A 23662-nucleotide genomic window follows, 5' to 3' on the forward strand; every position below is an offset into this window, starting at 1 on the left:
AAAACCTCCTTTAATTACTGGACAAGCTCTTTCGTTTCTTCTAGTTTGACAGATACAAGCTTTGAAACACCTGATTCCTGCATGGTCACGCCGTAGAGCACATCGGCTTCTTCCATTGTTCCCTTGCGGTGCGTAATGACAATGAACTGTGTTTCCTGGCTGTATTTCTTTAAATATTGCGCAAAACGGAAAACATTTGCCTCATCAAGTGCCGCTTCTACCTCATCTAACACGCAGAATGGAACAGGTCTCACTTTTAAAATAGAGAATAGTAAAGCGATCGCTGTTAAGGCTCTCTCTCCGCCTGAAAGAAGGCTTAAGTTTTGCAGTTTTTTCCCTGGCGGCTGCGCGACAATATCAACGCCAGAGTTGAGTAAATCATTTGGATCTGTCAGCTTAAGATCTGCTCTTCCACCGCCAAATAATGCTTGGAAAACAGATTCAAAGTGCCCGCGGATTTGAGAGAATGTCTCAGAGAAACGCTTTGTCATCTCTTGATCCATTTCTTCGATGACTTGGAATAATGTATTTTTCGCTTCTGTCAGATCATTTCGCTGTTCTGTTAAGAAGAGATAGCGTTCATTCACACGTTCATACTCGTCAATGCTGCCTAAGTTTACGGTTCCAAGCTCTTCAATGGCTAGTTTGATCAGCTTCACTCGTTTTCTTGCTTCATCTGGCGATAACGTCAACTGATACATCTCTTTTGCTCCTTCAAATGAAAGAGCATATTCATCGTTCAAATAAGCGATCAGGTTATCGAGCTCGACTTCCATACGGCCAAGCTTAATCTCTTCATCTTTTAAGCTTGTGGTGAGCTGCTTATACAAACGTTTTTGTTCTTTAAGCTCACGTTCAGCAAATTCTAATGTTTCAGAAAGAGCGAGACGCTGCTTACGACGCTCTGAAATGAGGGCGGTTGTTTTGTTTTTGTTTTCCAGCTTCTCTTTCGCCGCTTCTTCCAGCTGTTCGGCTCCGCTTGAACTAGATGACATTTCACTTGTTAAGAGTGACAGATCTTCTTTTGTTTCCATCAGCGTCTGTTCCGCTTCTTCTAATTCAGCCATTAAGCTCGAAAGCTTTTCTTGTTCATTCGCTAAGGACTGCTCTTTTTTGGCAAGCGAGATTTTCAGCTCTGTTAATTCAGCTGAAATGGCTTCCTTCGTTGAGCTTTGCGTCTGCTTACGCTTTGTTAATGTATTGATCTCTTGATCAAGAGCCGTCAATTTTTCACCTATAGAGGTTTCAAGAGCGACCTGCTTTTTGTCCTTATCCGCGAGTTCAGTAGAACGCTGCTGCAACTCTTCTTTTTCTTGATCATAGAGCTCAAGATGAGCATTGATATTTTTTTCTGCAACTTGCAGTTCGTATAGCTTCCCTTTGAGATCTTGCTGCTTTTCACGAAGCGTTTCGCCGCGCTGACGCAGTTCGTTTAATTGGCTTTCGTTTACTCCGATTAGTTGCTTCGTTTCTTTTGTTTCTTTTTCAAGGATCGTTGTTTTCTCTTCCATTTCAACGAGCTGCTTTGTTAACGTTTCGATCTCCCGGTTTCTTGATAGAAGAGAGTTGTTCTTTTTCTTTACGCCGCCACCAGTCATTGAACCGCCGGGGTTTACGACATCTCCATCAAGGGTCACGATGCGGTAACGATGTCCAAGCATTTTCGCCAGTTCATTGGCGCCTTTTAAGTCTCTAACGATCAGCACAGTTCCAAGCAAGTTCTGAATCACCTTTTGATACTTTTCGTCAAAGGAAACGAGGTGACTCGCTACGCCGATAAATGCAGCATGCTGCTCTGCTGTTTGAACATCTCTGAGCTGAATGGTTCTTTCTTTGATCACGTTCATTGGCAGGAAGGTTGCACGTCCAAAGGAGTGCTGCTTTAAGTATCCAATCGCTTGTCTCGCAGCTGCTTCATTTTCTGTAACGACGTGCTGCGTGGCTGCACCCAGCGCAATTTCAATCGCTGTCTCATACTGCTGATCCGTTTGAATCAGCTCTGCAATAGCACCATGAATACCGCCTAACCGTTCTTTTGCCTTTAAGACCTCTTTCACTCCTTGGAAAAAGCCTGAGAAGTCTTCTTGCATGGATTCAAGCATTTCTTTTTTTGATTTTGCCTGCTGTACGTATTGATAGGCTTGGTAAAGAGCCGTTTCTTTTTTCTCGTATTGACGTCTCATTTGCTCAAGCTTTTGTTCTGCTTCTCTAAAGCGTTTGACTTGAGCCAGAATGTCTTCTTCCAGTGCTGAAAGCTGCTGCTCAGCTTCTGTTTTCTTTTCTTTGACAGACACTCGTTCTTCGATATGTTTTTGGTTATTTTGCGTCAGCCGCTCTAGCTGCATCGCTGCCTGGCGCTGCTGTTCTTCTAGTAATTTACGTTCATTTCGGATGGAAGCCTGTTCATTGAGCAGATCAAAATAATCGCTTTTCAGCTGTTCAATTTGACCTTCCACATCTTCACTATGAAGCGACAGTTGATGCTGCTTTGTTTTCACTTCATCTTTTAGCTGGTGCACTTCTTTTTGCAGGCTGTCCCGCGTGATTTTCTGCTGCTCAATCTTTTCGGTTAACAGCGACTGCTTTTCAGTTAAGCGAACGAGCGTTTCTTCAAGCTGTCCTTGGTTTGCGGCCGCATTTTTTTTCCGTTCTTTTAGCACTTCTTTTTTTCCTTCAAGCTTTTCTAATTCTTCACTTGTGAAAAGAAGAACTTCTTGCAGGTCATTAATTGATTCGTCAAGCGCTTGAATGCGGTCTCTCGACTCTTCAATTTTGGCTTCTTTTGCTTGGATATCTGTAGACTGCTTCATTTCATCTTGTTTGAAGCGCTCGACTGCTTCACCAAGTGTTGTCCATTTTTCATGAAGTGCTTCGATGTCATGGACAGTTAGGGCAATTTCGACATTTTCAAGCTCTTCTTTTTTTTGCAAATAGTCCTTTGCAATGGATGCTTGCATTCTTAATGGTTCTACTTGATCTTCTAGTTCATGCAGAATATCTTCTACTCGGTTTAAGTTGTCCTGCGTTTCAAACAGTTTATTCTCGGCTTTTTTCTTTCTTGTTTTATATTTTAAAACGCCAGCCGCTTCTTCAAAGATACTTCTTCTCTCTTCTGCCTTGCTTGATAGAATTTCCTCTACCTTTCCTTGACTGATGATTGAAAAAGCTTCCTTTCCAAGACCTGAATCCATGAAAAGATCAATAATATCCTTTAAGCGGACAGATTGATTGTTTATGAGAAATTCACTTTCGCCTGAACGATAAACCCTTCTTGTCACACTGACTTCATGAAAATCGATCGGTAAAAAGTGATCTTCGTTATCTAACGTTAAAGTCACCTCTGCTAGATTGACTCTTTTTCTTGAGTCACTTCCTGCAAAAATGATATCTTCCATTTTTCCTCCGCGGAGGCTTTTCGCTGATTGTTCTCCAAGTACCCAGCGGATGGCATCGGTAATATTACTTTTGCCGCTTCCGTTTGGTCCAACAACAGCTGTGACCCCTTTAACAAAGTCCACGGTCACTCGCTGTGCAAATGATTTGAATCCTATCACGTCTAAACGTTTGAGGAACATGAGAGTGATCCTCCTTATGTATTTAAAGTACTATCATCTTACCATATGAAGTGAAAAAAGATGATGGAAAACAGAGTGAAATCCCCCTGAATAACGAGGGGGATTTTATTGGTTCATATGATGTTTCTGCAATTTAGCAAGTGCTTCCTGTGCAGCGTGCTGTTCTGCTTCTTTTTTAGAGCGTCCATTTCCGATTCCGAGCACTTCACCTCGAAGGGATACATTTGCTTCAAATTCCCGGTTATGTGCAGGGCCTTTTTCATGCAGGATACGGTATTCAAGCACACCTTTTCCATCGCGCTGAACAAATTCTTGCAGCTGGCTTTTAAAGTCCATGACGTGCGAGAACGCTCCATCATTAATTTTCGGATAAACGTACGCTTCTAGGAACCGTTCAACCGGCTCAAGCCCTTGATCTAAATAAAGTGCACCGATAAACGCCTCGAATACGTCCGCTAAGAGTGCTGGGCGTTTTCTGCCGCCTGTCATTTCTTCGCCTTTTCCTAAAAGAACAAGGTCTCCGAAGGACAGCTCGTGTGCCAGTGATACAAGTGACGGTTCACATACGATCGCCGCTCTTAGTTTCGTTAAATCTCCCTCGCTCATCGCTGGATATTTTGCAAATAAGAATTGAGAGATGGTCAATTCTAAAACAGCATCTCCTAAAAATTCAAGTCTTTCATTATCCTCGTATGGCTTTTTCCGGTGTTCATTCACATAAGAGGAATGGGTAAAGGCTTGATATAGAAGCTTCTCATTTTTGAAGTGTACAGAAATGCGCTGCTGGAATTCTCTAAATTGCTCTAGTTTTTTGCTCTGTTTCTGTTTGTCTTTATATTGTTTTGGCATAGCAACCTCCAGGTAGGCGTAATCGCCTTTAAGGATACTGATTATATGGAGTCTCTCTTTCTACATGCAGGGAAACATTGCTCCCAGCATCTGAAAAAGGCTGACAATTGATCAGCTGAATGTGTTGAAACTAACATAAATTTTCAAAGTCCCGTCGAAAGTAGACGGGACTTTGTTACGCTTATTGCTGGCTATTTATGTAGTTCACAGCGTCACCGACTGTTGCAATTTTTTCAGCATCTTCGTCAGAAATTTCCATATCGAACTCATCTTCAAGTTCCATAACTAGCTCAACTACATCAAGGGAATCAGCGCCTAAATCTTCTTTAAATGAAGCTTCCATTTTCACGTCAGCCTCATCAACGCCAAGGCGGTCTACAATAATTTTTGATACACGCTCTAATACGTCTGCCATTGCCTTTCACCTCCCCTCAAAGTATTATAGTTGAATTGTTTTTAAAAAACTAGAGAAAACCTAATGAAATTTTGATATTTCTTAGGACATGACCATTCCGCCATCTACTTGGATGGTTTGGCCTGTAATATAACCTGCTCCTTCTGAAGCTAAAAAGACAACGACGTTGCTAATATCTTCAGGTGCACCAAAGCGTGCGAGCGGAATTTGCTTGAGCATTTCCGTCTGTACATTTTCATCAAGCTTGTCTGTCATATCTGTTGAAATAAAGCCTGGTGCTACTGCATTAACAGTAATATGACGGGTTGCCAGCTCTTTTGCTGTTGTTTTCGTTAATCCGATGACACCAGCTTTTGCTGCAACATAGTTTGCTTGTCCAGGGTTTCCACACACACCAACGACTGAAGCCAAATTGATGATTCTTCCGCTTCTTTGCTTCATCATTTGACGTGTCACGGCTTTTGTACAGTTAAAGACACCTTTTAAGTTTATGTTAATGACATCATCCCATTCATTCTCTTTCATTCTCATGAGCAGATTGTCCTTTGTGATCCCTGCATTATTCACAAGAATGTCAATTGAACCAAAGGTATCAATTGCTTGTTTCATCATGGCTTGTACTTCTTCAGCATTTGAGACATCAGCTTTCACAGCAAATGCCTGCTGGCCGAGTGCTTTGATTTCATCTACGACTTCATTTGCTTTTGCTTCGTTTCCAGAATAGTTCACGACAACATTTGCACCACTTTTCGCTAGATCGATCGCGATGGAACGGCCAATCCCGCGTGATGCTCCTGTTACAACGGCTGTTTTATTTGTAAGCATCAAGAATCCCCCTTGAGTGTTTGAATGGCTGCTTCAATTGTTTCTTGATCTGAAACGGAAATCGTCGTCAGGCGGCGATTCACTTTTTTCACAAGACCTGAAAGCACTTTGCCAGGACCAATTTCAATAAATGTTGTGACGCCTAAATCAATAAGGCGTTCCACACTTTCTTCAAAACGAACTGGAGAATACAGTTGTTCAATGAGCTTTGTCTCAATTTCATCACGAGAAGTCACGATGTCTGCTGTTACGTTTGAGATGACCGGAGTTTTGGCATCCGCAATATCCAGCTTTGACAAAACATCTGTAAATTTTTCAGCGGCTGGTTTCATTAATGCAGAATGGAAAGGTCCGCTTACTTCAAGGGCAATTGCACGTTTTGCGCCTTTTTCTTTCGCTTTCTCTGAAGCAAGTTCTACTCCTTTTGCTGTACCAGAGATCACGATTTGACCAGGACAGTTTAAGTTAGCGAGCTCTACAAGGTGACCGCTCTCTGTCACTTCTTTTGTCACTTCTTCAAGTGCCGCTTTGTCTAAGCCAAGAATTGCTGCCATGGCGCCTTCTCCTGCTGGAACAGCTTCATTCATTAATTCTCCGCGCTTTCTGACTGCATAAACAGCATCTTTAAACGAAAGTGCGCCTGCTGCAACGAGGGCAGTGTATTCACCAAGACTGTGTCCTGCTGCATAATCTGCTTTGATTCCGCTCTCTTCAAATTTCTTTAAGATGGCGATACTTGTCGTTAAAAGAGCTGGCTGCGCGTTAAAGGTGAGCGTCAGTTCTTCTGCATCCCCTTCAAAAATCATAGAAGATAAGTCAAACCCGAGGGTATTGTCTGCTTCTTCAAAAACAGCTTTAGATACTGCTTCTTGGTCAAATAAATCTTTTCCCATGCCAATTTTTTGAGAGCCTTGGCCAGGGAATAAAAATGCAATTTTAGTCATGCTGCTTTACCTCCAATTAAGACTCTTTCGTCGTTTCTTTTTGGACTTCTTGATGAATGATAGCTGAAACATCTTTTTCTACGATATCACGCGCCTGACGAATTGCATGGAAAATGGCATTTTCATCAGAGGAGCCGTGCGCTTTAATAACAGGTGCCTTTAAACCAAATAAAGCGGCACCGCCATATTCGGAGTAATCCATTTTAGATTTCATCTGCATCAATTTCGGCTTCATCATGCCTGCTGCTATTTTTGCTGTGAAGCTTGATGTTAAGGTTTCTTTCAGCATTTTAAAAACAGAAAGGGCTGTGCCTTCAATTGTTTTAAGCGCAATATTTCCTGTGAAACCATCTGTGACAACAACGTCAGCAACACCTTCTAATAAGTCACGGGACTCTACATTTCCTACGAAATTCAAGTCTGATGCTTTTAATAATTCAAAGGTTTTTTTCGTTAAATCGTTGCCTTTTTTATCTTCTGTCCCTACATTTAACAGTCCAACACGCGGATTGCTCTTTGGGAAAACACGCTCTGCGTAGATTGATCCCATCATGGCATATTGCACGAGATGCTCTGGTTTAGCATCAACGTTGGCACCAACATCTAGTAATAAGAAGCCGCTGCCATCCAGTGTTGGCAAAGTTGGGGCAAGGGCTGGTCTGTCAATACCGTCAATTCTGCCTACGATAAACAGTCCCGCTGTCATGAGGGCGCCAGTATTTCCTGCTGAGATGCAGGCATCTGCTCGTCCCTCGGATACTTCCTGCGCCATTTTCACCATAGATGAATCCTTTTTACGTCTGACTGCACGCACTGGTTCATCCGTCGGTTCAATGATTTCTTTTGCATCTAAAATTGTGATGCGGTCGTTGTTTGTTATGTATGGTTTGATTTTGTTTTCATCGCCGACAAGTGTAATCTCGATATCTGAAAATGCTGTTAAGCTTTTTTGCACACCGTCAATAATGGCTTTAGGGGCATGATCTCCCCCCATTGCATCGACTGCAATTCTCATATTACGTGCCACCTTTTACTTTTGTTTTGAGCGATACATGACGAAGTCACCTGAGAAGACAACTTCCTCACCAACATAGCTGTTTACTTCAACTACGGTTCTTCCTTTTTCTTTATCATGTGAGGCTACTTTGGCTTTAGAGACGACTCTTTCGCCTTGTTTCACCTGCCTTGTAAACCTGATATTCGCTTTTGCAGTCAAAGCCAGTTCATCGTCAATGACGGCAACTGCCAGCGAATTTGCCTGGGCGAAGAGATGATGTCCCCTGGCAATTTGGTTTCGGCTGAATACATGCTCTTTTCTCACTTCTAAGATGGAAATGGCTTGGTCATCAAGTTCTACATCAATCATTTCTCCAATCACTTCATCCAGTGGAAGTGACTTTACTTCATCCTCTAATGTCTTTTCGGCCACATGCTTAATTCTTTCGCGTAATTCAGGGATCGACAGCTCTAAACGATCAAGACGAACCGTTTGTATGCTGACACCGAATTTACTTGCCAATTCTTCATCAGTAATGAATGGAGTCGAGCTGATCGTTTGCTGGAGAAGCTTTTGACGTTCTTTTTTATTTAGTTTCATATGCAGACACCATCCGTACATTTATGACTAGGTACTAATAGTAGTATATAATCTCATAGATGATAAATCAATCCTTGTTTCAAAAAGACAAGAAAATTCCTCCAGCGTTTGATCAGCTTAATTTATCTCCTCCCAGCACACCGCTGTCTATCAGCGTTTGCCGGAGTTCTTTGTATTCGGGATCAGTCCAAAAGGCGTCCGATTGGACAAGGTCTGCTGCATCTTTTCTAGCCGTTTCCAGCGCTCTATAGTCGTGAACCATATCTGCTACCTTAAATTCTGGCATCCCGCTTTGTTTTTTACCGAAGAAATCTCCGGGTCCTCTTAGTTCTAAGTCCTTTTCAGACAGCTCAAAGCCATCGGTTGTTTCGGACATGATCCGCATCCGCTCTTTCCCTGTTTCGGACTTCGGATCAGCCATTAAAATACAAAATGATTGATGTTCTCCTCGTCCGACCCGGCCTCTTAGCTGATGAAGCTGAGACAGTCCGAAGCGGTCTGCATCATAAATGACCATGATGGTTGCATTCGGTACGTTGACCCCGACTTCAACGACTGTGGTTGAAACGAGAATTTGTACTTCATTTGCGGTAAAGGCTCTCATGACCTGATCTTTTTCATCACTTGCCAGCTTCCCATGCATTAAGCCGATTGACCACTTGCCGCGGTATGCCTCAGTGAGCATGCTATGGACATCAAGCGCATTTTGCACATCCAGCTTGTCTGATTCTTCAATGAGCGGACAAATAATATATGCCTGTCTGCCTTTTCTCAGCTCTTTATCCACAAAAGCAAGAATTCTCTCAAGCATGTCATGCTTCACCCAATACGTTTCGATTTGTTTTCTGCCAGCTGGCAATTCATCAATGACGGATACGTCCATTTCTCCAAAGACAGTGATCGCAAGTGTTCGCGGAATAGGTGTGGCCGTCATAAACAAGACATCTGGGTCCTGTCCTTTACTTCGCAGTTTTTTCCGCTGCTCTACGCCAAACCGGTGCTGTTCATCTGTGATGACAAGACCGAGCTGCTGAAATTCGACTTCGTCTTGAATGAGGGCGTGCGTGCCGACTAATATGTCAATCTCGCCTTCTTTTAAACGTTCAAGCAATTCTCTGCGTCTTTTTCCTTTCACAGAGCTTGTCAAAAGGGCGATATTCAGCCCCCATTTTTCAAACAGCTGGTAAAGTGAATCGGCATGCTGCTCTGCCAAAATTTCTGTTGGGACCATTAATGCACCTTGAAAACCTGATAAATGAGCGGCATAAAGCGCAATGGCTGCAACAGCTGTTTTCCCTGAACCTACATCTCCTTGAAGCAGCCGGTTCATTCGATATGGAGACGCCATGTCCGACATGATTTCATCAAGTACTCTTGATTGTGCCTTCGTCAGCGGAAATGGCAGGCTGTTAACAAACTCAAAAACAGCCTCTTTGGAAAACGGATGCTGGATGCCTGATGTTCTCTCTCGTTCTTTCTTTCTAATCGCCTGCATCTTCAGCTGAAAAATGAGAAATTCCTCGTACACAAAACGGCGTCTTGCTTGCTTGAGCGAGTCCCTTGTTTCTGGAAGATGAATGGCTTTTAATGCTTCCTGATAGGACATGAGTTTATAGGCAGAGACAAGCTGCTTTGGCAATGGATCTTCAGCTTTGTCTGCATAAAGTGACAAGGCCTGCTTTACAAAGCGCCTCATCATTTTCACGGTCACATTTTCTTTTACTGAATAAACGGGCTCTATACTGCCATCTTGCTCGTGCGTCCCTTTTTTAAATTCCTGCACCATGATAGATTGACGGTTTTTATCCCATTTTCCTGTAACGGAAACTGTATCACCTAACACAAGGCTTCGTTTTAAATATGGGCGATTGAAACAAATCGCTGTAATGAGAAAACGCCCGACAAGCAGCCTGAATGTCAGCCTGCTTCGTTTTTTTCCATAATAGGTGAGAACGGGCTCACTATGTACTTTTCCTTCAACTGTGACACGTTCGTCATGCTTGACTTCTTCTAAGTTACGAAGCTCATAGTCGTCATATCGATAAGGAAAGTAGCCGAGTAAATCGGCTACTGTGTAGATTCCAAGTTCATTGAGTGTTTTTTCGGTTTCCTCTCCAATCCCCTTCAGGACAGAGACATTATCTTGCAGTTTCTGTATCACGAGATGAGGTCACACCTCCGAAAATCTTCTTTTCAAGCTCTCTTGCTGTCGGTGTCGCAGCGAGACCGCCTTGTGCAGTTTCGCGAAGAGCTGTTGGCATCGTTTGACCGATTTTGTACATCGCATCAATGACTTCATCACAAGGAATGCGGCTTGTGATGCCAGCAAGAGCCATGTCTGCTGCGATCATGGCGTTAGATGCACCCATTGCGTTTCGTTTCACGCAAGGTACCTCGACAAGTCCCGCTACTGGATCGCAAACAAGTCCAAGCATATTTTTCAGTGTAATCGCCATTGCTTCTGCAGATTGCTGCGGTGTACCGCCTGCCATCTCGACAATCGCTGCTGCCGCCATACCTGATGCAGAACCTACCTCTGCCTGACAGCCGCCTGCTGCACCGGAAATGCTCGCGTTATTCGCCACAACAAAACCAAATGCGCCAGAAGTAAATAGAAATCTGACCATTTGTTCCTTTGTTGGCTTTAATGTTTCTTTTACTGCAAATAACGTACCTGGTACAACACCTGCTGAGCCTGCTGTAGGCGTGGCACAAATGGTTCCCATTGCGGCATTGACTTCATTTGTTGCAACTGCTTTACTGACAGCATCTAATATCGTATGACCAGACAGCGTTTTGCCTGATGCGATATAGGCTTGAAGTTTGACCGCATCTCCGCCTGTTAACCCTGATAATGATTTCACACCCTTCAGCCCGTTTTCAACGGCCTGCTCCATCACTTCTAGGTTGCGGTACATCTGGGAGAAAATTTCTTCACGTGACTTCCCTGTCACTTCCATTTCTTGCACAATCATAATTTCTGAAATGGAGGTATTCCGTTCTTCTGTTAGCTGCACGAGTTCTTTGACGTTTTTAAACATCATTCATAACCTCCTTGTTGTTACTCTGCAATTTGTGTGACTTGAATAATGTTTGGCAGCGTTTCAAGCTCTGATAGGACAGCTGGGTCAATATTTTGATCCACTTCAATGGTCATCAGTGCCTCTTGCCCGACATCTTTACGCGCCACTTCCATATGACCGATGTTGATGGCGAATTTCGCTAGGACATTAGCAACTGCCGCAATCGTCCCGTAGCGATCGTTATGAACCACAAGAATGGCAGGGTGATTCCCTGAAAGCCTGAGCTCAAAGCCATTTAATTCTGTGATTTCAATTTTACCTCCGCCGATGGAAATCCCGATTAGTTCAAGGCTTCCGTTCGCATCTGAAATCTCTACTTTTGCTGTATTCGGATGCGCCGGCACCGCCTCTTCTTCTTTAAATTCAATGTCGATCTCTTTGCTTTTTGCAATATCGATCGCTGTTTTGATTCGTTCATCAAATGTATCAAAGTCAAGAACACCGCCAATAATGGCGACATCTGTACCGTGTCCTTTATACGTATCTTTAAAAGAACCATAAAATGAAACGACAATTCGTTTCGGTTCTCTTCCAAATAAGCTGCGAGCTACTCTCCCTATACGAGCCGCACCCGCTGTGTGCGAACTTGATGGCCCAATCATGACAGGTCCAATAATATCAAACACACTTCTAAATTTCATAGGTCTTCCCCTCTCATCACCACTCGCGTATGGTTTGGTTCTTTCTTTAGACTAATGGATTCATTCGTTTCCCGCAACTCATTTCACCGTGGAATGGCTAGTAAAAAATTGCAAAAGAAGAAGAAGGGCTTTATTTGCCCTTCTTTCGTTATTCAACCGCCAAAATATATGAATAAAGCGGCTGTTTTCCATCGTGGACTTCAACTTCTACATCTTCAAATGTTTCTTCAATAAAGGCTTGCAGTGCATCCAGCTCATCAGATGGTGCATCTTCCCCTTTAATGATGGTGACGATCTCATCATCTTCTGACACCATTTTGGTGAGAAGTTCTTTTGCTGCATCTAATTGATTTTTCGCTGTTAACGTGATTTTTCCGTTGAACAGACCCATATAGTCACCTTTGGCAATGTCGATGCCATCAATTTGAGTATCTCTCACTGCAAAGGTAATTTGCCCGCTTTTCACATGGTCAATCGCTTCTAGCATCGCTCTTTCGTTGTCTTCATTTGAAGCTGCTTCATTGAGAGAAAGAAGTGCCGACATTCCTTGAGGAACGGTCTTCGTCGGAATGACAACGACCTCACGGTTTGAGACAGTTGCCGCCTGTTTAGCTGCCATGACAATATTAGAATTATTAGGTAAGATAAAGACGGTTTCGGCATGTACGCTTTCTATTGCTGTGACAATGTCTTCTGTGCTCGGATTCATCGTCTGTCCGCCTTCAATGACGACGGAAGCTCCGATGCTTTTGAACAAGTCAGCAATTCCTTCTCCCATTGCGACACTGACGACGCCAAAGCGCTGTTTTTCAGCAGCAGGTGCTTTTGGTGCAGCAGGCACATGTTCTCTTTCTTCGTTCACGATTGAGCTATGCTGCTCTCTCATGTTTTCAATTTTCATATTAATTAAGCTGCCGTAGCGCTGTGCATAGGATAAGACATCTCCTGGCTGCTCTGCATGAATATGAACTTTCGCCAGTGTATCGTCAGACACCACAAGAAGTGAATCTCCGAATTCACTTAAGTCTTGTCTGAAGGCATTCTCATCAAAGGACTGTTTGTCTTCTTCAAATTTCACCATAAATTCAGTACAGTAGCCAAATTCGATATCTTCTGTGTTCATATGGCTTTGCGCACTTTTATGATGCTCTGCACTAACGAGCTCTTTTAACGTAGGTAAAGAAGCCGCTTTAGGAGGAAGCTCTTCTCCTCTTAATGAAGCAAGGAAACCTTCATATACGCATAGAAGTCCTTTACCTCCACTATCGACAACACCCACTTCTTTTAAGACAGGAAGCAGATCTGGCGTTCGATCAAGTGATGCTCTTGCTTCCTCAATCGTTAACTCTAGAACGCGGTCAATTTGATCCTCTGCTGCCGAAACAGCAACCGCTTTCTTTGCTGCATCCTTTGCAACTGTTAAAATCGTTCCTTCAATCGGTTTCATCACGGCTTTATATGCTGTATCAACACCCGCCTGTAAGGCAAGAGCAAATTCTTTTGCGTCAATCGTTTCTTTTTGTTCAATATGTTTACTGAAACCTCTAAAGAGCTGTGACAGGATCACGCCAGAGTTTCCTCTTGCGCCCATCAATAACCCTTTCGAGAGGGCCACGCCGACCTTCCCAATATGATCGGTATTTGTTTCTTCAACTGCTTTTGCCCCTGAAGTCATCGACAAATTCATATTTGTCCCCGTGTCTCCATCTGGCACTGGAAAAACATTTAACGCATCAACAATTTGTGCGTTTTGAGAAAGATGGTGAGCACCTGCAAGAATCATTTTTGCAAATGAGCGGCCATCAAGATTTCTAATAGACAATATATTTCCTCCTTACTACGGGTTCGTAACTTTTACTCCTTGTACATAAATGTTGACCGAGTCAACAGAAAGTCCAATTGTGTGATGAATCGTGTATTTGACTTTCGTTTGAACATTATGTGCGACTTCTGATATTTTTGTACCGTAGCTGACGATGATGTACATATCAATATGAATGCGGTCTTCTTTTTGACGCACAAGAACACCCCGGCTGAAGTTCTCTTTGCGGAGAATATCCGTCAAGCCGTCCTTGATTTGATTTTTGGACGCCATGCCAACAATACCATAGCAATCGATCGCAGCGCCTCCTGCCACCATTGCAATGACTTCATTTGATATATCAATTTGTCCGTATTTCGTTCTAAGTTCAATGGACACATTGGTTCCCCCTTTTTGAGAAATTGCCCTGAGTTATCACTATTTTACTATAAGACCCTTCTTTTTAAAAGAAATCATTCAATCCGACCCAATCCTACTTATACTATAGCCTTGATTTTTTATCAAGATGTCAAGGTATTTTTCTTGAAAGAGGAGTAAACAATCCTTGCAAACCCCTTGAAGCTGTGGTAAATTATTAAAGTATCTTGAGGCATCTCTAAGTACGTATATGAAGAATATGATGATGTTTTCGCAGTTAGGAGGGAAACAAATGGCACGTAAATGCGTTATTACAGGCAGAAAAACAAAAGCTGGGAACAACCGTTCTCACGCAATGAACTCTACAAAACGTACATGGGGCGCGAACCTTCAAAAAGTTCGTATTCTAGTGGACGGTAAGCCTAAAAGAGTATATGTATCAGCTCGAGCTTTGAAATCTGGTAAAGTTGAGCGTGTATAAGCAAGAGTAAACGCCTGCTACAATAAACTGTAGCAGGCGTTTTTATGTGGAAATAAAGGAGATTACTCATTAATCTTTTTTAAATGAACCAAGCATCGCACGGACAATGCCGCCAAGAAATCTAGGCAGTTTGATTGTATAAAATTTCATTTTGTCCCCCTCCTAAAAGTACCGCTTGCAGCACAATTGAGCTTAATCAGCCATCCACATTGATAGGTTGGTCAATCTTTGCTTCTTACCATTATTAATATGCCTTCATGAAAAGAAAAAGTACCATTTGAGTGGATGAGTTCGTTACTAATACATAGTGTGGAACCAGGCTCAATATGACAATTTTTCAGAGGATATTTGAAACCTTTTAATGTCAGCTTTTCAACCGATGTACCAAAGGGCAGGAACGACACATATTTTTTATCCGGGTCTTCTTTTATTTCGTATGTACCAGGTCCAAACATTTGAATGATATTTTGCTTATCTACAAGAGTGATGTTCTGCTTGTGCTGAATGCCTTGATATAGAAGGTGAATATTTCCTAGAAAGTGATCAGCCCTTCCTCCTGTAATGCCGTAGATGTGAATATGCGCTGGGTGCTGGCGCATGGCCCAGTTCAGCGCAAGCTCTAAATCGGTTTCATCCTTTTCAGCCTGAAATACATTCAAGGCAGGCAATTTCTTTTTCAGCTCACAAAGCTCTTCTTCTGTCACACTGTCAAAATCACCAAAAGCCTTGGCAGGCATGATGCCGTGCTCTAGTAAAAAAAGCGTCCCCCGGTCTACACCGACCCAGAGAATATCGTCCTGTGATGCTTCCTGTTCAAGGGGCGGGATGTATTCAAAAGGACCGCCGGCTACGATATGTATGTGCATGATATACGCTCCTCTCCATGTAAAAAGAACCAAAGATCAGAGTGACTTTGGTTCCTTTTTTTACGCTTCTCGAATGGCCTGAATGGCTGCTGCACGGTTGTTTTTACCGTATACCGCTGAGCCGGCCACAAGTAAGTTAGCGCCCGCCTCTTTACAGCTCTTTGCAGTCTCTACATTGACACCGCCGTCTATTTCTATGAGTAAGTCTGCTAAGCCCTTTTGTTCGCTAAGGGTCTTCACTTCTTTTACCTTCTCGAGGACAGATGGAATGAACGCCTGTCCGCCAAAACCAGGATTCACCGTCATGAATAAGACAAGGTCTACATCCTCTAATACATGCTCAATCTGGGAAACAGGTGTGTGCGGGTTCAAAACGACACCTGCTTTTACGCCTTGTTCTTTTATGTGCTGTATCGTGCGGTGCAAGTGCGGACAAGCCTCTACATGGACAGATATAATGTCAGCACCTGCTTTTGCGAATGCAGGAATATACCGGTCTGGCTGCTCAATCATTAAGTGAACATCGAGCGGCAGCTTTGTATGCGGTCTGATTGCTTCCACAACATTCGGCCCAAATGTAATATTCGGTACAAAATGGCCGTCCATCACGTCGATATGAATGTAATCCGCTCCGCCTTGTTCCACATCACGGATATCTTTCTCCAAATTGGCGAAATCTGCTGATAAAATGGAAGGGGCAATATAAACCATGATTTAGTACCTCGGCTTTCTGTCTTTGATTTCAGTTAAAAACTCTAAATAATGCTGATAGCGATACGCTCTGATTTGCTCTTGTTCGACCGCACCTTTTACCGCACAGCCAGGCTCTTTCACGTGCAGACAGCCTCTAAACTTACAATCTGCACTCCGCTCTTTGATTTCTAAAAAGTAAAGGCCTAAATCTTCCGCTTCAATGCCGGTAAATTCGAGCGAGCTAAAGCCAGGTGTATCTGCAATGAGCCCTTCTGCTGTACGAATAAGTTCGACATGTCTTGTCGTATGCTTTCCCCTTCCAAGATGAGAGGAAATATCATTGGTTTTCAGCGCCAAATCAGGACTCATCGCATTTAAAAGAGAGGACTTACCTACACCAGACTGACCGGCAAATACAGTGATTTTATTATGAAAATGCGGGGTCAGCTTTTCAATTCCGTCTCCCTCGATCGTGGATGTTACATGAACATCATATCCAATTTGCCGATAGTCCTCTGCATAGCCTTGAATACTTTCACGCTCTTCATCTGTTTTCAATAAGTCCATTTTTGTGATACAGATAATCGGCTTAATATCATTTGCTTCCACCAGCACTAGAAATCTGTCTAAAAGCGATGTGCTAAAGGTCGGTTCTGTCGCAGAGAAAACGAGCACCGCTTGATCGACGTTACTAATAGGCGGACGAACAAGTTCGTTTGTCCGTTCTTTTACTTCTAATAAATAGCCTTCTTTATCGTTATCCGCTTGATATACGACATAATCTCCAACTAGAGGTGTGATTTTGTTTTTTCGAAAAATGCCTCTCGCTCTGCACTGAATCACTTTTCCACTTTCTAGAGACTCATCGAGCACATAATAAAATCCGCTTAATGCTTTAATAATTTTGCCCTCAGGCATAAAGTCCCTCCTTTATTCATCGTCAGGGTATTCGATTGTTTTAGAGCTTACGACTTTATCATCAACCGTCACTTGATAGTATCCTTTTTGACCTGGTTCAATCTTAAATTTAATGGTCCGTTCAGTTGGTGCAGTGATGTTAAAGGTTTCATATGAATCAGAAATGCTATGCTCAGCATCGTCAATGGAAATCTGAACGGTCATCTCTTGCCCTTCAGTGACTGGCTCATACGGGATGGCAATCTTCTCAGTTACCGTTTTAGCCGGTTTTTTCTTCGGTCCGAGTGAGAAGGTGATCTTAACCGTATCCCCTGGTTTCACAGCAGTACCTGCTCCTGGCTCCTGCTTCATGACCTCACCTTTTGGTACATCATCAGAATACGCTTCTTTTTCATCAAGCTTTAATCCGTTATCCTCTAAATAATTCGATGCAGCCTGTTTACTATATGTCGTTAAATCCCGCAAAGTAATATCGGCAGGACCTATGCTGACCGTCAACGTCACTTCTTCATCTGCTGCCACAAGCTCAGTACTCGCTGAAGGTTTCTGTTCCATGACAATTCCAGATTCGGTGTCATTATCATTTACTTCCTCTACAACAACTTGCTTAAACCCTTTTTTCTCTAATAATTCTTTTGCTTTATCGACCTTTTCACCTGTTACATCAGGTAATTCGGTCTTTTCTTTGCCAGTACTTTGGTAAAGCTGAATCTCGGTTCCTTCTTTTACCTTTGTGCCGATTTTCGGGTCTGTTTTGACGACAAGCCCTTTTTCAATTTTTTCATCAGCGATCTCAATTGGTTCAGAGGCAACGGTAAAGCCGGCTTTCTTCAAGGTGTCCTCTGCTTTTTCAATCGTCATGCCAGATACATCAGAGACCTCAACATCTTTTGGAAAGAGCAGTCCGGGAAACACAGTGATAGCTAAAATAGTCGCAGCAGTTAGAATAAACAGGATGGATGCCACAACCCAAGGCCATTTTTTTCGTTTCTTTTTCGGCTTTTGTTTCTCTTTTTTCTTCGGTTTTTGCACCGGATGGACAGCTGTTTTTTCATTGTCTTCATCGACTTGATGATCTTGAATGATTGGGATCGCTTTCGTTGCTTCATGATCCTCTTCAATGACAAAGCGTTTTTCTTTTAGTCTTGAAGGGTCGAAAGCAGTTTGCAGATCTTTTTGCATTTCAGATGCATCTTCATATCGATAAAATGGATCTTTGGCCATTGCCTTTAAAATGATGTTTTCCACGCTTTGTGGAACAGAAGGATTCCACCTTCTTACAGATGGCGGCTCTGATTGCAAATGCTTCAGCGCAACACTGACAGCTGATTCCCCTTCAAATGGCATGCGTCCAGAAATGAGTTCATAGAGAACAATTCCAAGTGAATAGATGTCTGACTTTTTCGTCGCAAGACCTCCGCGGGCTTGCTCTGGAGACAAATAGTGCACGGATCCTAGAACCGAATTTGTGTGGGTGATGGTCGCTGAGCTGAGTGCAATGGCAATCCCAAAATCAGTGACTTTAATATTCCCCATGTTGTCTATTAATATATTGTGAGGCTTAATGTCCCGGTGGACGAGCTGCTTTGCATGGGCTTCTTCCATTGCCGAAACGACTTGCTCCATAATGCGAACGGCTTCTTTCGGATGAAGCGGGCCATTGGCATGTATGTATTCTTTCAGCGTCATCCCTTCGACATATTCCATGACAATATAATAAATGTCATCTTCTTCCCCTACATCGTAGATGCTGACAATATTTGAATGATCTAAACTTGCGGCTGACTGCGCCTCACGCCGGAAACGTCTAATAAAATCATCATCGCTTGCAAAGTCAAAGCGCAAAATTTTAATCGCGACTTCGCGATCTAAAATCATATCCTCCGCCAAATAAACGTTTGCCATTCCGCCTCCGCCTATGACGCGAAGAATCTGATAACGGCCGCTGATCCGTTTTCCGATCAACACTTGCTGTCACCCTCCTCTGGCTGGGAGGAGATTTCTAACAATACTGCTGTAATGTTATCTTCACCGCCGTTGTCATTCGCTGTTTGGATTAATGCTGTTACTTTTTCATCTGGTGCGGTCGTTTGGTTTAAAATATGAATCAAATTCTCTTCTTCTACTTTATTTGATAAACCATCTGAGCAAAGCAGGATTTGATCTCCTGGGTCCACTTCAAAGGTATGTGCATCGATTTGAACGTGTTTATCTGTTCCTAATGCTTTCGTAAGCACATTTTTTCTTGGATGATATTCTGCATCCTCTTTAGAAATTTCACCTGTTTTCACAAGCTCATTTACAAGTGAATGGTCATCTGTTAGCTGGGTCAGTGCTCCTTCTCTTAGCAAGTAGCAGCGGCTGTCTCCAATATGGGCAATTGTGACCGTTTGCAAATGAACGAGCGCACAAACAATGGTTGTCCCCATTCCTTGGCACTCCTCATTGTTTTTCGCATGTTCATATACTTGATCATTAATGTCACTTATTTTTGAGATTAACCAGCTTTCTTGCTCTGCTGGTTTTGCTGGAATTGAAGATGTTTCTTCCCAATATTCTTTTAAAGAAGAGACGGCCATCCTGCTGGCGACATCACCAGCAAGATGACCTCCCATTCCATCTGCTACAACAGCTAGAAGGGTGTCTTCTTTTGCTTCAAAAATACCTGCATCATCTTCATTATGCTGACGGACTTTTCCTGTATCGGTTTGAAAGGCTGCCCTTATCAACATTCGTCACCTCGTCTCTTCCTGACGCTCCTTCGCTCTTAGCTGACCGCAAGCAGCATCAATATCATGGCCTTGCTCTCGTCTAATTGTTACGTTTACGCCGCGTTCCTTCAGCGTTTTTTCAAATAGGAAGATTTGTTCTCTCGGTGTTCTTACATAATCCCTTTCCGGTACATAGTTCACCGGAATGAGGTTCACGTGGCACTTGATTCCTTTTAATAAGTCTGCAAGCTCTTCTGCATGATGAACTTGATCATTTACTCCGCCAAACAGGCCGTATTCAAAGCTGACACGTCTACCTGTTTTTTGAATGTAGTATTCAATGGCTTCCATTAATTTTGGCAGTTTATATGCTTTATTGATCGGCATCAGACGGCTTCTGATCTCTGTGTTCGGTGCATGCAGAGAGACAGCAAAATTGATTTGCATTTGCTCATCAGCGAATTGATAGATCTTTGGAATGATTCCGCTTGTCGACACTGTAATATGACGCGCGCCAATATTTAAGCCGTTGTCATGGTTGATGATTTTAAGGAAGGCAAGCATTTCGTCAAAGTTATCAAACGGTTCGCCAATTCCCATGATGACAACCGAGCTGACTCTCTCATCTGTTTCGTCAAGTGCCTGCTGCACTTTCAATACTTGAGCAACGATTTCTCCTGCTTCAAGGTTTCGTTTTAACCCGCCAAGTGTAGATGCACAGAATGTACAGCCGATTCGGCAGCCAACCTGAGTTGTGACACAGACAGAGTTGCCGTATTCGTGGCGCATCAGTACTGTTTCAATCGTATAGCCATCATGTAATTCAAATAAAAACTTGATCGTTCCGTCTTGAGACGTTTGTTTGATCACAGTTTTTAATGTGGTGATCGCAAATTGATTTTTTAATTTTTCTCTTAAATCCTTTGAAAGGTTAGACATATCGTCAAAGGATGTCACACGTTTCTCATAAAGCCACTCGAAAATTTGGGCTGCGCGGAAAGGCTTTTCGCCTTGTTCTTTTAACCATTCTTTCATTTCGTGAAGCTCAAATGAGTAGATCGACGGCATTTCTGTCTTCAGTTCTTTTCTTACTTTTTGTTCTGTCATTTTTTATCCCTTCTTTCTCATGCTGCAAATAAAGAAACCATCTGTTCCGAAATAATGAGGAAGAATTTGTACACTTCCGTTTTGAACAAACGGAGCAACCTGCTCAGGCAGCCGTTCATTAAGAGATAGATCGGGTTCGAAGTCTTGGTGTTCTTGTAAAAACGCATGAATCACTTGTTGATTTTCTGTTGGGTCCATTGTACATGTACTGTATACAAGGGTTCCGCCCGGTTTTAAAAGCGGGGCCGCTTCCTTTAAAATGGCCTGCTGGATAGCCGCAAGCCTTGCTGAGTCTTCTTTTGACTTTGTATATTTCATATCTGGTTTTCGTCTAATGACGCCAAAACCGGAACACGGTGCATCAATGAGAATACGGTCAAACGAAGCTTCGCTGTAATAGTCTGCCGCTTTCCTTGCATCAAGTGCTTTTGCCTCAATGTGAGTAAGGTTCAGACGTTTTGCTGCTTGTTTAATGAGTTTCACTTTGTGTTCATGTAAATCAAGTGAAACAATTTTGCCCTCATCGTTCATACGTTCTGCAATATGTGTTGATTTTCCGCCAGGAGCCGCACAGGCGTCAAGCACCGTTTCTCCCGGCTGAGGGTCGAGCGCTCTTGCAACAAGCATCGAGCTTTCATCTTGTATCGTCACATAGCCTTCTTGAAAAGAAGGGGTTGAGACGATGGACCCTTTCATGAGCTTAAGTGCATCTTCAGATAAGTCGCCAAGCTCCGTTTCAATGCCTGCATCCATTAGTTTTTGCTGCAGTGCCGTGCGGTCAGTTTTCATTCGATTGACGCGAAGGGTTTGCTTTGGCGGTACTAAATGAATGCGGCACATGCTTTCTGCTGCTTCAAATCCGTACGCCTGAACCCATTCCTGCACAAGCCATAATGGGTGGCTTGTCTCAATGGACAGCCGCTTTACGGGATCTTTGATCGCATCAAATGACGGAATGCCTTCTCTTTGCACGGAACGAAGAACACCGTTCACAAGTGAAGAAATGCCTTTGTGCCCGCGCTTTTTCGTTAGCTCGACAGCTTCATGAATGGCTGCACGATCTGGTATTTTTTCAAGGTACACCATTTGATAAAGAGACATCCGCAAAAGCTGCATCACCCATGGAGCGACCTTTTGCGGTTTTTTCACAAAGGGCGTCAGCATATAATCTAATGCCAGTTTATTTTGCAGTGTACCATATACAAGCTCTGTTAACAGCGGTTTGTCCTGATCAGCTAAGTCTTTATCTTTCATGACTGACTGCAACAGCAAATTACTGTAAGCTTGATTTTGTTCGAGTTTGATTAAAGCGTCCAGCGCTACTTCTCTCACATTACTTTTCTTCATTCATTAACCCTAATTTCTGTCCAATTTCGATATTTGCGCCTCTTAAGAAGTCTTCGCCGCTCATTTTTTTCTTACCAGCTGGCTGCACACCTGTTAATAAAAGGCCTTGCTCATTCCCAGTTGCAATGACCGGACCTTCTTTTTGAAGCTCAATCACTTTCCCTGGTTCTTCTTGCACTTGAAGCGGAACCTTTTTCGCTTCCCATACTTTTAGATGAGCGCCGTTCCATTCAGTATAGGCAACTGGCCAAGGATTTAGCCCGCGAACTTGGTTGTAAAGCTCTTCGCCGGTTTTTGTCCAGTCTAATCTTTCTTGCTCCCGCTTAATATTTGGTGCGTATGTGGCCGCTTCTTCATTTTGCGGAATTGGAGAAATAGACCCGCTTAGAACATTTGGCACCGTATCTTTTAGCAGTGCGGCACCAGCTGCACTTAATTTATCATGCAATGTTCCGACATTGTCTAATTCATCGATTTCTACTTCTACTTTACTGATCATGTCACCTGCATCAAGCCTTTCCACCATGTACATGATGGTAACGCCTGTTTTCTTTTTGCCTTGAAGGATCGCATAATGGATCGGCGCGCCGCCTCTTAGTTCTGGCAGGAGCGAGGCATGAACATTGATACAGCCAAACTTAGGTTCATCGAGTAATCGCTTTGGTAAGATTTGTCCAAATGCCGCTGTGACAATTAAATCCGGCTGTAATGCAAGCACCTTATCAATTTCTTCATCAAGGCGCACCTTTTCAGGCTGCAACACAGGAATGCCGTGCTTTAAGGCTTCCACTTTCACAGGAGGCGGTGTGAGCACTCGTTTTCTTCCTTTTGGGCGGTCTGGCTGCGTGACAACCCCTACCACTTCGTATCCTTCTGTTATCAGTGTTTGCAGCACAGGTATTGAGAAATCAGGGGTTCCCATAAATACGATACGTGCCATTTTCTTCACCCTTCCATTTCCGCAAGTTCTTTTTCTGTATACGTTTCAATGATTTTTGACGTAAATAAAATGCCGTCTAAATGATCAATTTCGTGCAATAAAGCTCTTGCTAAAAATCCGTCTGCTTCTATTGTAAATGGTTTGCCTTTCTTATCAAAGGCTTTTACCTTCACATAGTTCGGTCTCTCTACAGTGCCGTATAAAGATGGAAAGCTCAGGCAGCCTTCAATATCTGTCTGGCTTCCTTCTACTTCAAGCACCTCGGGGTTCACTAAGTCAATTCTGCCAGGTTCTTCCCCGATATCTACAACAGCGATTCTTTTTGAAATACCGATTTGTGGTGCTGCTAGTCCAACTCCATCCAGCTCAAGCATTGTATCATACATATCATCCAGCAGTTTTTTAAGCTTTTTATCGAACGTCTCGACGCGCTCTGTCTTTTGTTCAAGCACTTCTGCCGGATGTATAACTATTGGTTTTACTGCCACTTA

Annotated in this window: 23 protein-coding genes; 1 reads left to right on the top strand and 22 read right to left on the bottom strand. The window is 43.0% G+C overall.

Annotated elements, in window-relative coordinates; genetic code table 11:
* Window positions 1–14: 14 nt before the first annotated feature.
* The 12 genes from smc to M1D84_RS11150 form a co-directional block, all read right to left on the bottom strand.
* On the bottom strand, window positions 15–3575 hold the full coding sequence (gene smc, locus M1D84_RS11095; protein ID WP_024424195.1) for a chromosome segregation protein SMC: 3561 nt from the start codon (window positions 3573–3575) through the stop codon (window positions 15–17).
* Between the two features lie 105 nt (window positions 3576–3680).
* Window positions 3681–4424 carry a ribonuclease III gene (gene rnc / locus M1D84_RS11100; protein WP_008344850.1) on the bottom strand — a complete coding sequence of 248 codons (744 nt, stop codon included), beginning with the start codon at window positions 4422–4424 and terminating at the stop codon, window positions 3681–3683.
* Between the two features lie 181 nt (window positions 4425–4605).
* Entirely contained in the window at window positions 4606–4839 is a 234-nt protein-coding gene (acpP, locus tag M1D84_RS11105) for an acyl carrier protein (protein ID WP_003212028.1), read from the bottom strand.
* Between the two features lie 81 nt (window positions 4840–4920).
* Window positions 4921–5664 carry a 3-oxoacyl-[acyl-carrier-protein] reductase gene (fabG, locus tag M1D84_RS11110; protein WP_024424196.1) on the bottom strand — a complete coding sequence of 248 codons (744 nt, stop codon included), beginning with the start codon at window positions 5662–5664 and terminating at the stop codon, window positions 4921–4923.
* Entirely contained in the window at window positions 5664–6608 is a 945-nt protein-coding gene (fabD, locus tag M1D84_RS11115; RefSeq protein ID WP_024424197.1) for an ACP S-malonyltransferase, read from the bottom strand. The genes fabG and fabD overlap by 1 nt, the downstream gene beginning before the upstream one ends.
* Before the next feature lie 16 nt (window positions 6609–6624).
* Window positions 6625–7623 carry a phosphate acyltransferase PlsX gene (gene plsX, locus M1D84_RS11120; RefSeq protein WP_216100363.1) on the bottom strand — a complete coding sequence of 333 codons (999 nt, stop codon included), beginning with the start codon at window positions 7621–7623 and terminating at the stop codon, window positions 6625–6627.
* Window positions 7624–7638: 15 nt separating this feature from the next.
* Window positions 7639–8205, bottom strand: a complete 567-nt coding sequence (gene fapR / locus M1D84_RS11125; RefSeq protein WP_024424199.1) for a transcription factor FapR — start codon at window positions 8203–8205, stop codon at window positions 7639–7641.
* Window positions 8206–8317: 112 nt separating this feature from the next.
* Entirely contained in the window at window positions 8318–10366 is a 2049-nt protein-coding gene (recG, locus tag M1D84_RS11130) for an ATP-dependent DNA helicase RecG (protein ID WP_024426964.1), read from the bottom strand.
* Window positions 10344–11246, bottom strand: coding sequence for an L-serine ammonia-lyase, iron-sulfur-dependent, subunit alpha (sdaAA, locus tag M1D84_RS11135; protein ID WP_024424200.1), 903 nt, complete (start codon window positions 11244–11246; stop codon window positions 10344–10346). The genes recG and sdaAA overlap by 23 nt, the downstream gene beginning before the upstream one ends.
* A gap of 20 nt (window positions 11247–11266) precedes the next feature.
* Window positions 11267–11929, bottom strand: a complete 663-nt coding sequence (sdaAB, locus tag M1D84_RS11140; RefSeq protein WP_024424201.1) for an L-serine ammonia-lyase, iron-sulfur-dependent subunit beta — start codon at window positions 11927–11929, stop codon at window positions 11267–11269.
* 148 nt (window positions 11930–12077) lie between these two features.
* Entirely contained in the window at window positions 12078–13751 is a 1674-nt protein-coding gene (locus tag M1D84_RS11145; protein WP_024424202.1) for a DAK2 domain-containing protein, read from the bottom strand.
* A gap of 15 nt (window positions 13752–13766) precedes the next feature.
* The gene (locus tag M1D84_RS11150; protein ID WP_008344871.1) at window positions 13767–14129 is read right to left on the bottom strand and encodes an Asp23/Gls24 family envelope stress response protein; all 363 of its coding nucleotides are present in this window, start codon (window positions 14127–14129) and stop codon (window positions 13767–13769) included.
* A gap of 271 nt (window positions 14130–14400) precedes the next feature.
* Between M1D84_RS11150 and rpmB the strand changes: the two genes are divergently transcribed.
* A complete protein-coding gene (gene rpmB / locus M1D84_RS11155) occupies window positions 14401–14589 on the top strand; it encodes a 50S ribosomal protein L28 (protein ID WP_003212514.1) in 189 nt (62 codons plus the stop codon).
* Between the two features lie 69 nt (window positions 14590–14658).
* On the opposite strand, the gene spoVM is transcribed toward rpmB, so the two are convergent.
* From spoVM to def, 10 genes are all read right to left on the bottom strand, one after another.
* On the bottom strand, window positions 14659–14739 hold the full coding sequence (gene spoVM / locus M1D84_RS11160; RefSeq protein ID WP_008354550.1) for a stage V sporulation protein SpoVM: 81 nt from the start codon (window positions 14737–14739) through the stop codon (window positions 14659–14661).
* Window positions 14740–14810: 71 nt separating this feature from the next.
* Complete coding sequence (locus M1D84_RS11165; protein WP_024424203.1) at window positions 14811–15455, bottom strand: thiamine diphosphokinase; 645 nt, start codon at window positions 15453–15455, stop codon at window positions 14811–14813.
* A gap of 60 nt (window positions 15456–15515) precedes the next feature.
* Window positions 15516–16166: a ribulose-phosphate 3-epimerase gene (gene rpe / locus M1D84_RS11170; protein WP_024424204.1), complete on the bottom strand. Its 651-nt coding sequence runs from the start codon at window positions 16164–16166 to the stop codon at window positions 15516–15518.
* A gap of 3 nt (window positions 16167–16169) precedes the next feature.
* Entirely contained in the window at window positions 16170–17066 is an 897-nt protein-coding gene (gene rsgA / locus M1D84_RS11175) for a ribosome small subunit-dependent GTPase A (protein WP_024424205.1), read from the bottom strand.
* Window positions 17067–17078: 12 nt separating this feature from the next.
* A complete protein-coding gene (gene pknB, locus M1D84_RS11180; RefSeq protein ID WP_332284416.1) occupies window positions 17079–19034 on the bottom strand; it encodes a Stk1 family PASTA domain-containing Ser/Thr kinase in 1956 nt (651 codons plus the stop codon).
* Window positions 19028–19798, bottom strand: coding sequence for a Stp1/IreP family PP2C-type Ser/Thr phosphatase (locus tag M1D84_RS11185; protein ID WP_029706534.1), 771 nt, complete (start codon window positions 19796–19798; stop codon window positions 19028–19030). The genes pknB and M1D84_RS11185 overlap by 7 nt, the downstream gene beginning before the upstream one ends.
* A 3-nt stretch (window positions 19799–19801) precedes the next feature.
* Window positions 19802–20884 carry a 23S rRNA (adenine(2503)-C(2))-methyltransferase RlmN gene (gene rlmN, locus M1D84_RS11190; RefSeq protein ID WP_024424208.1) on the bottom strand — a complete coding sequence of 361 codons (1083 nt, stop codon included), beginning with the start codon at window positions 20882–20884 and terminating at the stop codon, window positions 19802–19804.
* 3 nt (window positions 20885–20887) lie between these two features.
* Window positions 20888–22231, bottom strand: coding sequence for a 16S rRNA (cytosine(967)-C(5))-methyltransferase RsmB (rsmB, locus tag M1D84_RS11195; RefSeq protein ID WP_024424209.1), 1344 nt, complete (start codon window positions 22229–22231; stop codon window positions 20888–20890).
* Window positions 22218–23171: a methionyl-tRNA formyltransferase gene (fmt, locus tag M1D84_RS11200; protein ID WP_024424210.1), complete on the bottom strand. Its 954-nt coding sequence runs from the start codon at window positions 23169–23171 to the stop codon at window positions 22218–22220. The genes rsmB and fmt overlap by 14 nt, the downstream gene beginning before the upstream one ends.
* Before the next feature lie 5 nt (window positions 23172–23176).
* Window positions 23177–23659, bottom strand: coding sequence for a peptide deformylase (gene def / locus M1D84_RS11205; RefSeq protein WP_024424211.1), 483 nt, complete (start codon window positions 23657–23659; stop codon window positions 23177–23179).
* Window positions 23660–23662 lie beyond the last annotated feature (3 nt).

It is taken from the genome of Bacillus sp. PK5-006 (genome assembly GCF_054161415.1).

Bases quoted from the DNA above. Each gene is read 5' to 3' on its own strand.
- smc (WP_024424195.1), bottom strand. From the start codon at position 3,575: ATGTTCCTCAAACGTTTAGACGTGATAGGATTCAAATCATTTGCACAG.
- rnc (WP_008344850.1), bottom strand. From the start codon at position 4,424: ATGCCAAAACAATATAAAGACAAACAGAAACAGAGCAAAAAACTAGAG.
- acpP (WP_003212028.1), bottom strand. From the start codon at position 4,839: ATGGCAGACGTATTAGAGCGTGTATCAAAAATTATTGTAGACCGCCTT.
- fabG (WP_024424196.1), bottom strand. From the start codon at position 5,664: ATGCTTACAAATAAAACAGCCGTTGTAACAGGAGCATCACGCGGGATT.
- fabD (WP_024424197.1), bottom strand. From the start codon at position 6,608: ATGACTAAAATTGCATTTTTATTCCCTGGCCAAGGCTCTCAAAAAATT.
- plsX (WP_216100363.1), bottom strand. From the start codon at position 7,623: ATGAGAATTGCAGTCGATGCAATGGGGGGAGATCATGCCCCTAAAGCC.
- fapR (WP_024424199.1), bottom strand. From the start codon at position 8,205: ATGAAACTAAATAAAAAAGAACGTCAAAAGCTTCTCCAGCAAACGATC.
- sdaAA (WP_024424200.1), bottom strand. From the start codon at position 11,246: ATGTTTAAAAACGTCAAAGAACTCGTGCAGCTAACAGAAGAACGGAAT.
- sdaAB (WP_024424201.1), bottom strand. From the start codon at position 11,929: ATGAAATTTAGAAGTGTGTTTGATATTATTGGACCTGTCATGATTGGG.
- rpmB (WP_003212514.1), top strand. From the start codon at position 14,401: ATGGCACGTAAATGCGTTATTACAGGCAGAAAAACAAAAGCTGGGAAC.
- spoVM (WP_008354550.1), bottom strand. From the start codon at position 14,739: ATGAAATTTTATACAATCAAACTGCCTAGATTTCTTGGCGGCATTGTC.
- M1D84_RS11165 (WP_024424203.1), bottom strand. From the start codon at position 15,455: ATGCACATACATATCGTAGCCGGCGGTCCTTTTGAATACATCCCGCCC.
- rpe (WP_024424204.1), bottom strand. From the start codon at position 16,166: ATGGTTTATATTGCCCCTTCCATTTTATCAGCAGATTTCGCCAATTTG.
- rsgA (WP_024424205.1), bottom strand. From the start codon at position 17,066: ATGCCTGAGGGCAAAATTATTAAAGCATTAAGCGGATTTTATTATGTG.
- M1D84_RS11185 (WP_029706534.1), bottom strand. From the start codon at position 19,798: ATGTTGATAAGGGCAGCCTTTCAAACCGATACAGGAAAAGTCCGTCAG.
- rlmN (WP_024424208.1), bottom strand. From the start codon at position 20,884: ATGACAGAACAAAAAGTAAGAAAAGAACTGAAGACAGAAATGCCGTCG.
- rsmB (WP_024424209.1), bottom strand. From the start codon at position 22,231: ATGAAGAAAAGTAATGTGAGAGAAGTAGCGCTGGACGCTTTAATCAAA.
- fmt (WP_024424210.1), bottom strand. From the start codon at position 23,171: ATGGCACGTATCGTATTTATGGGAACCCCTGATTTCTCAATACCTGTG.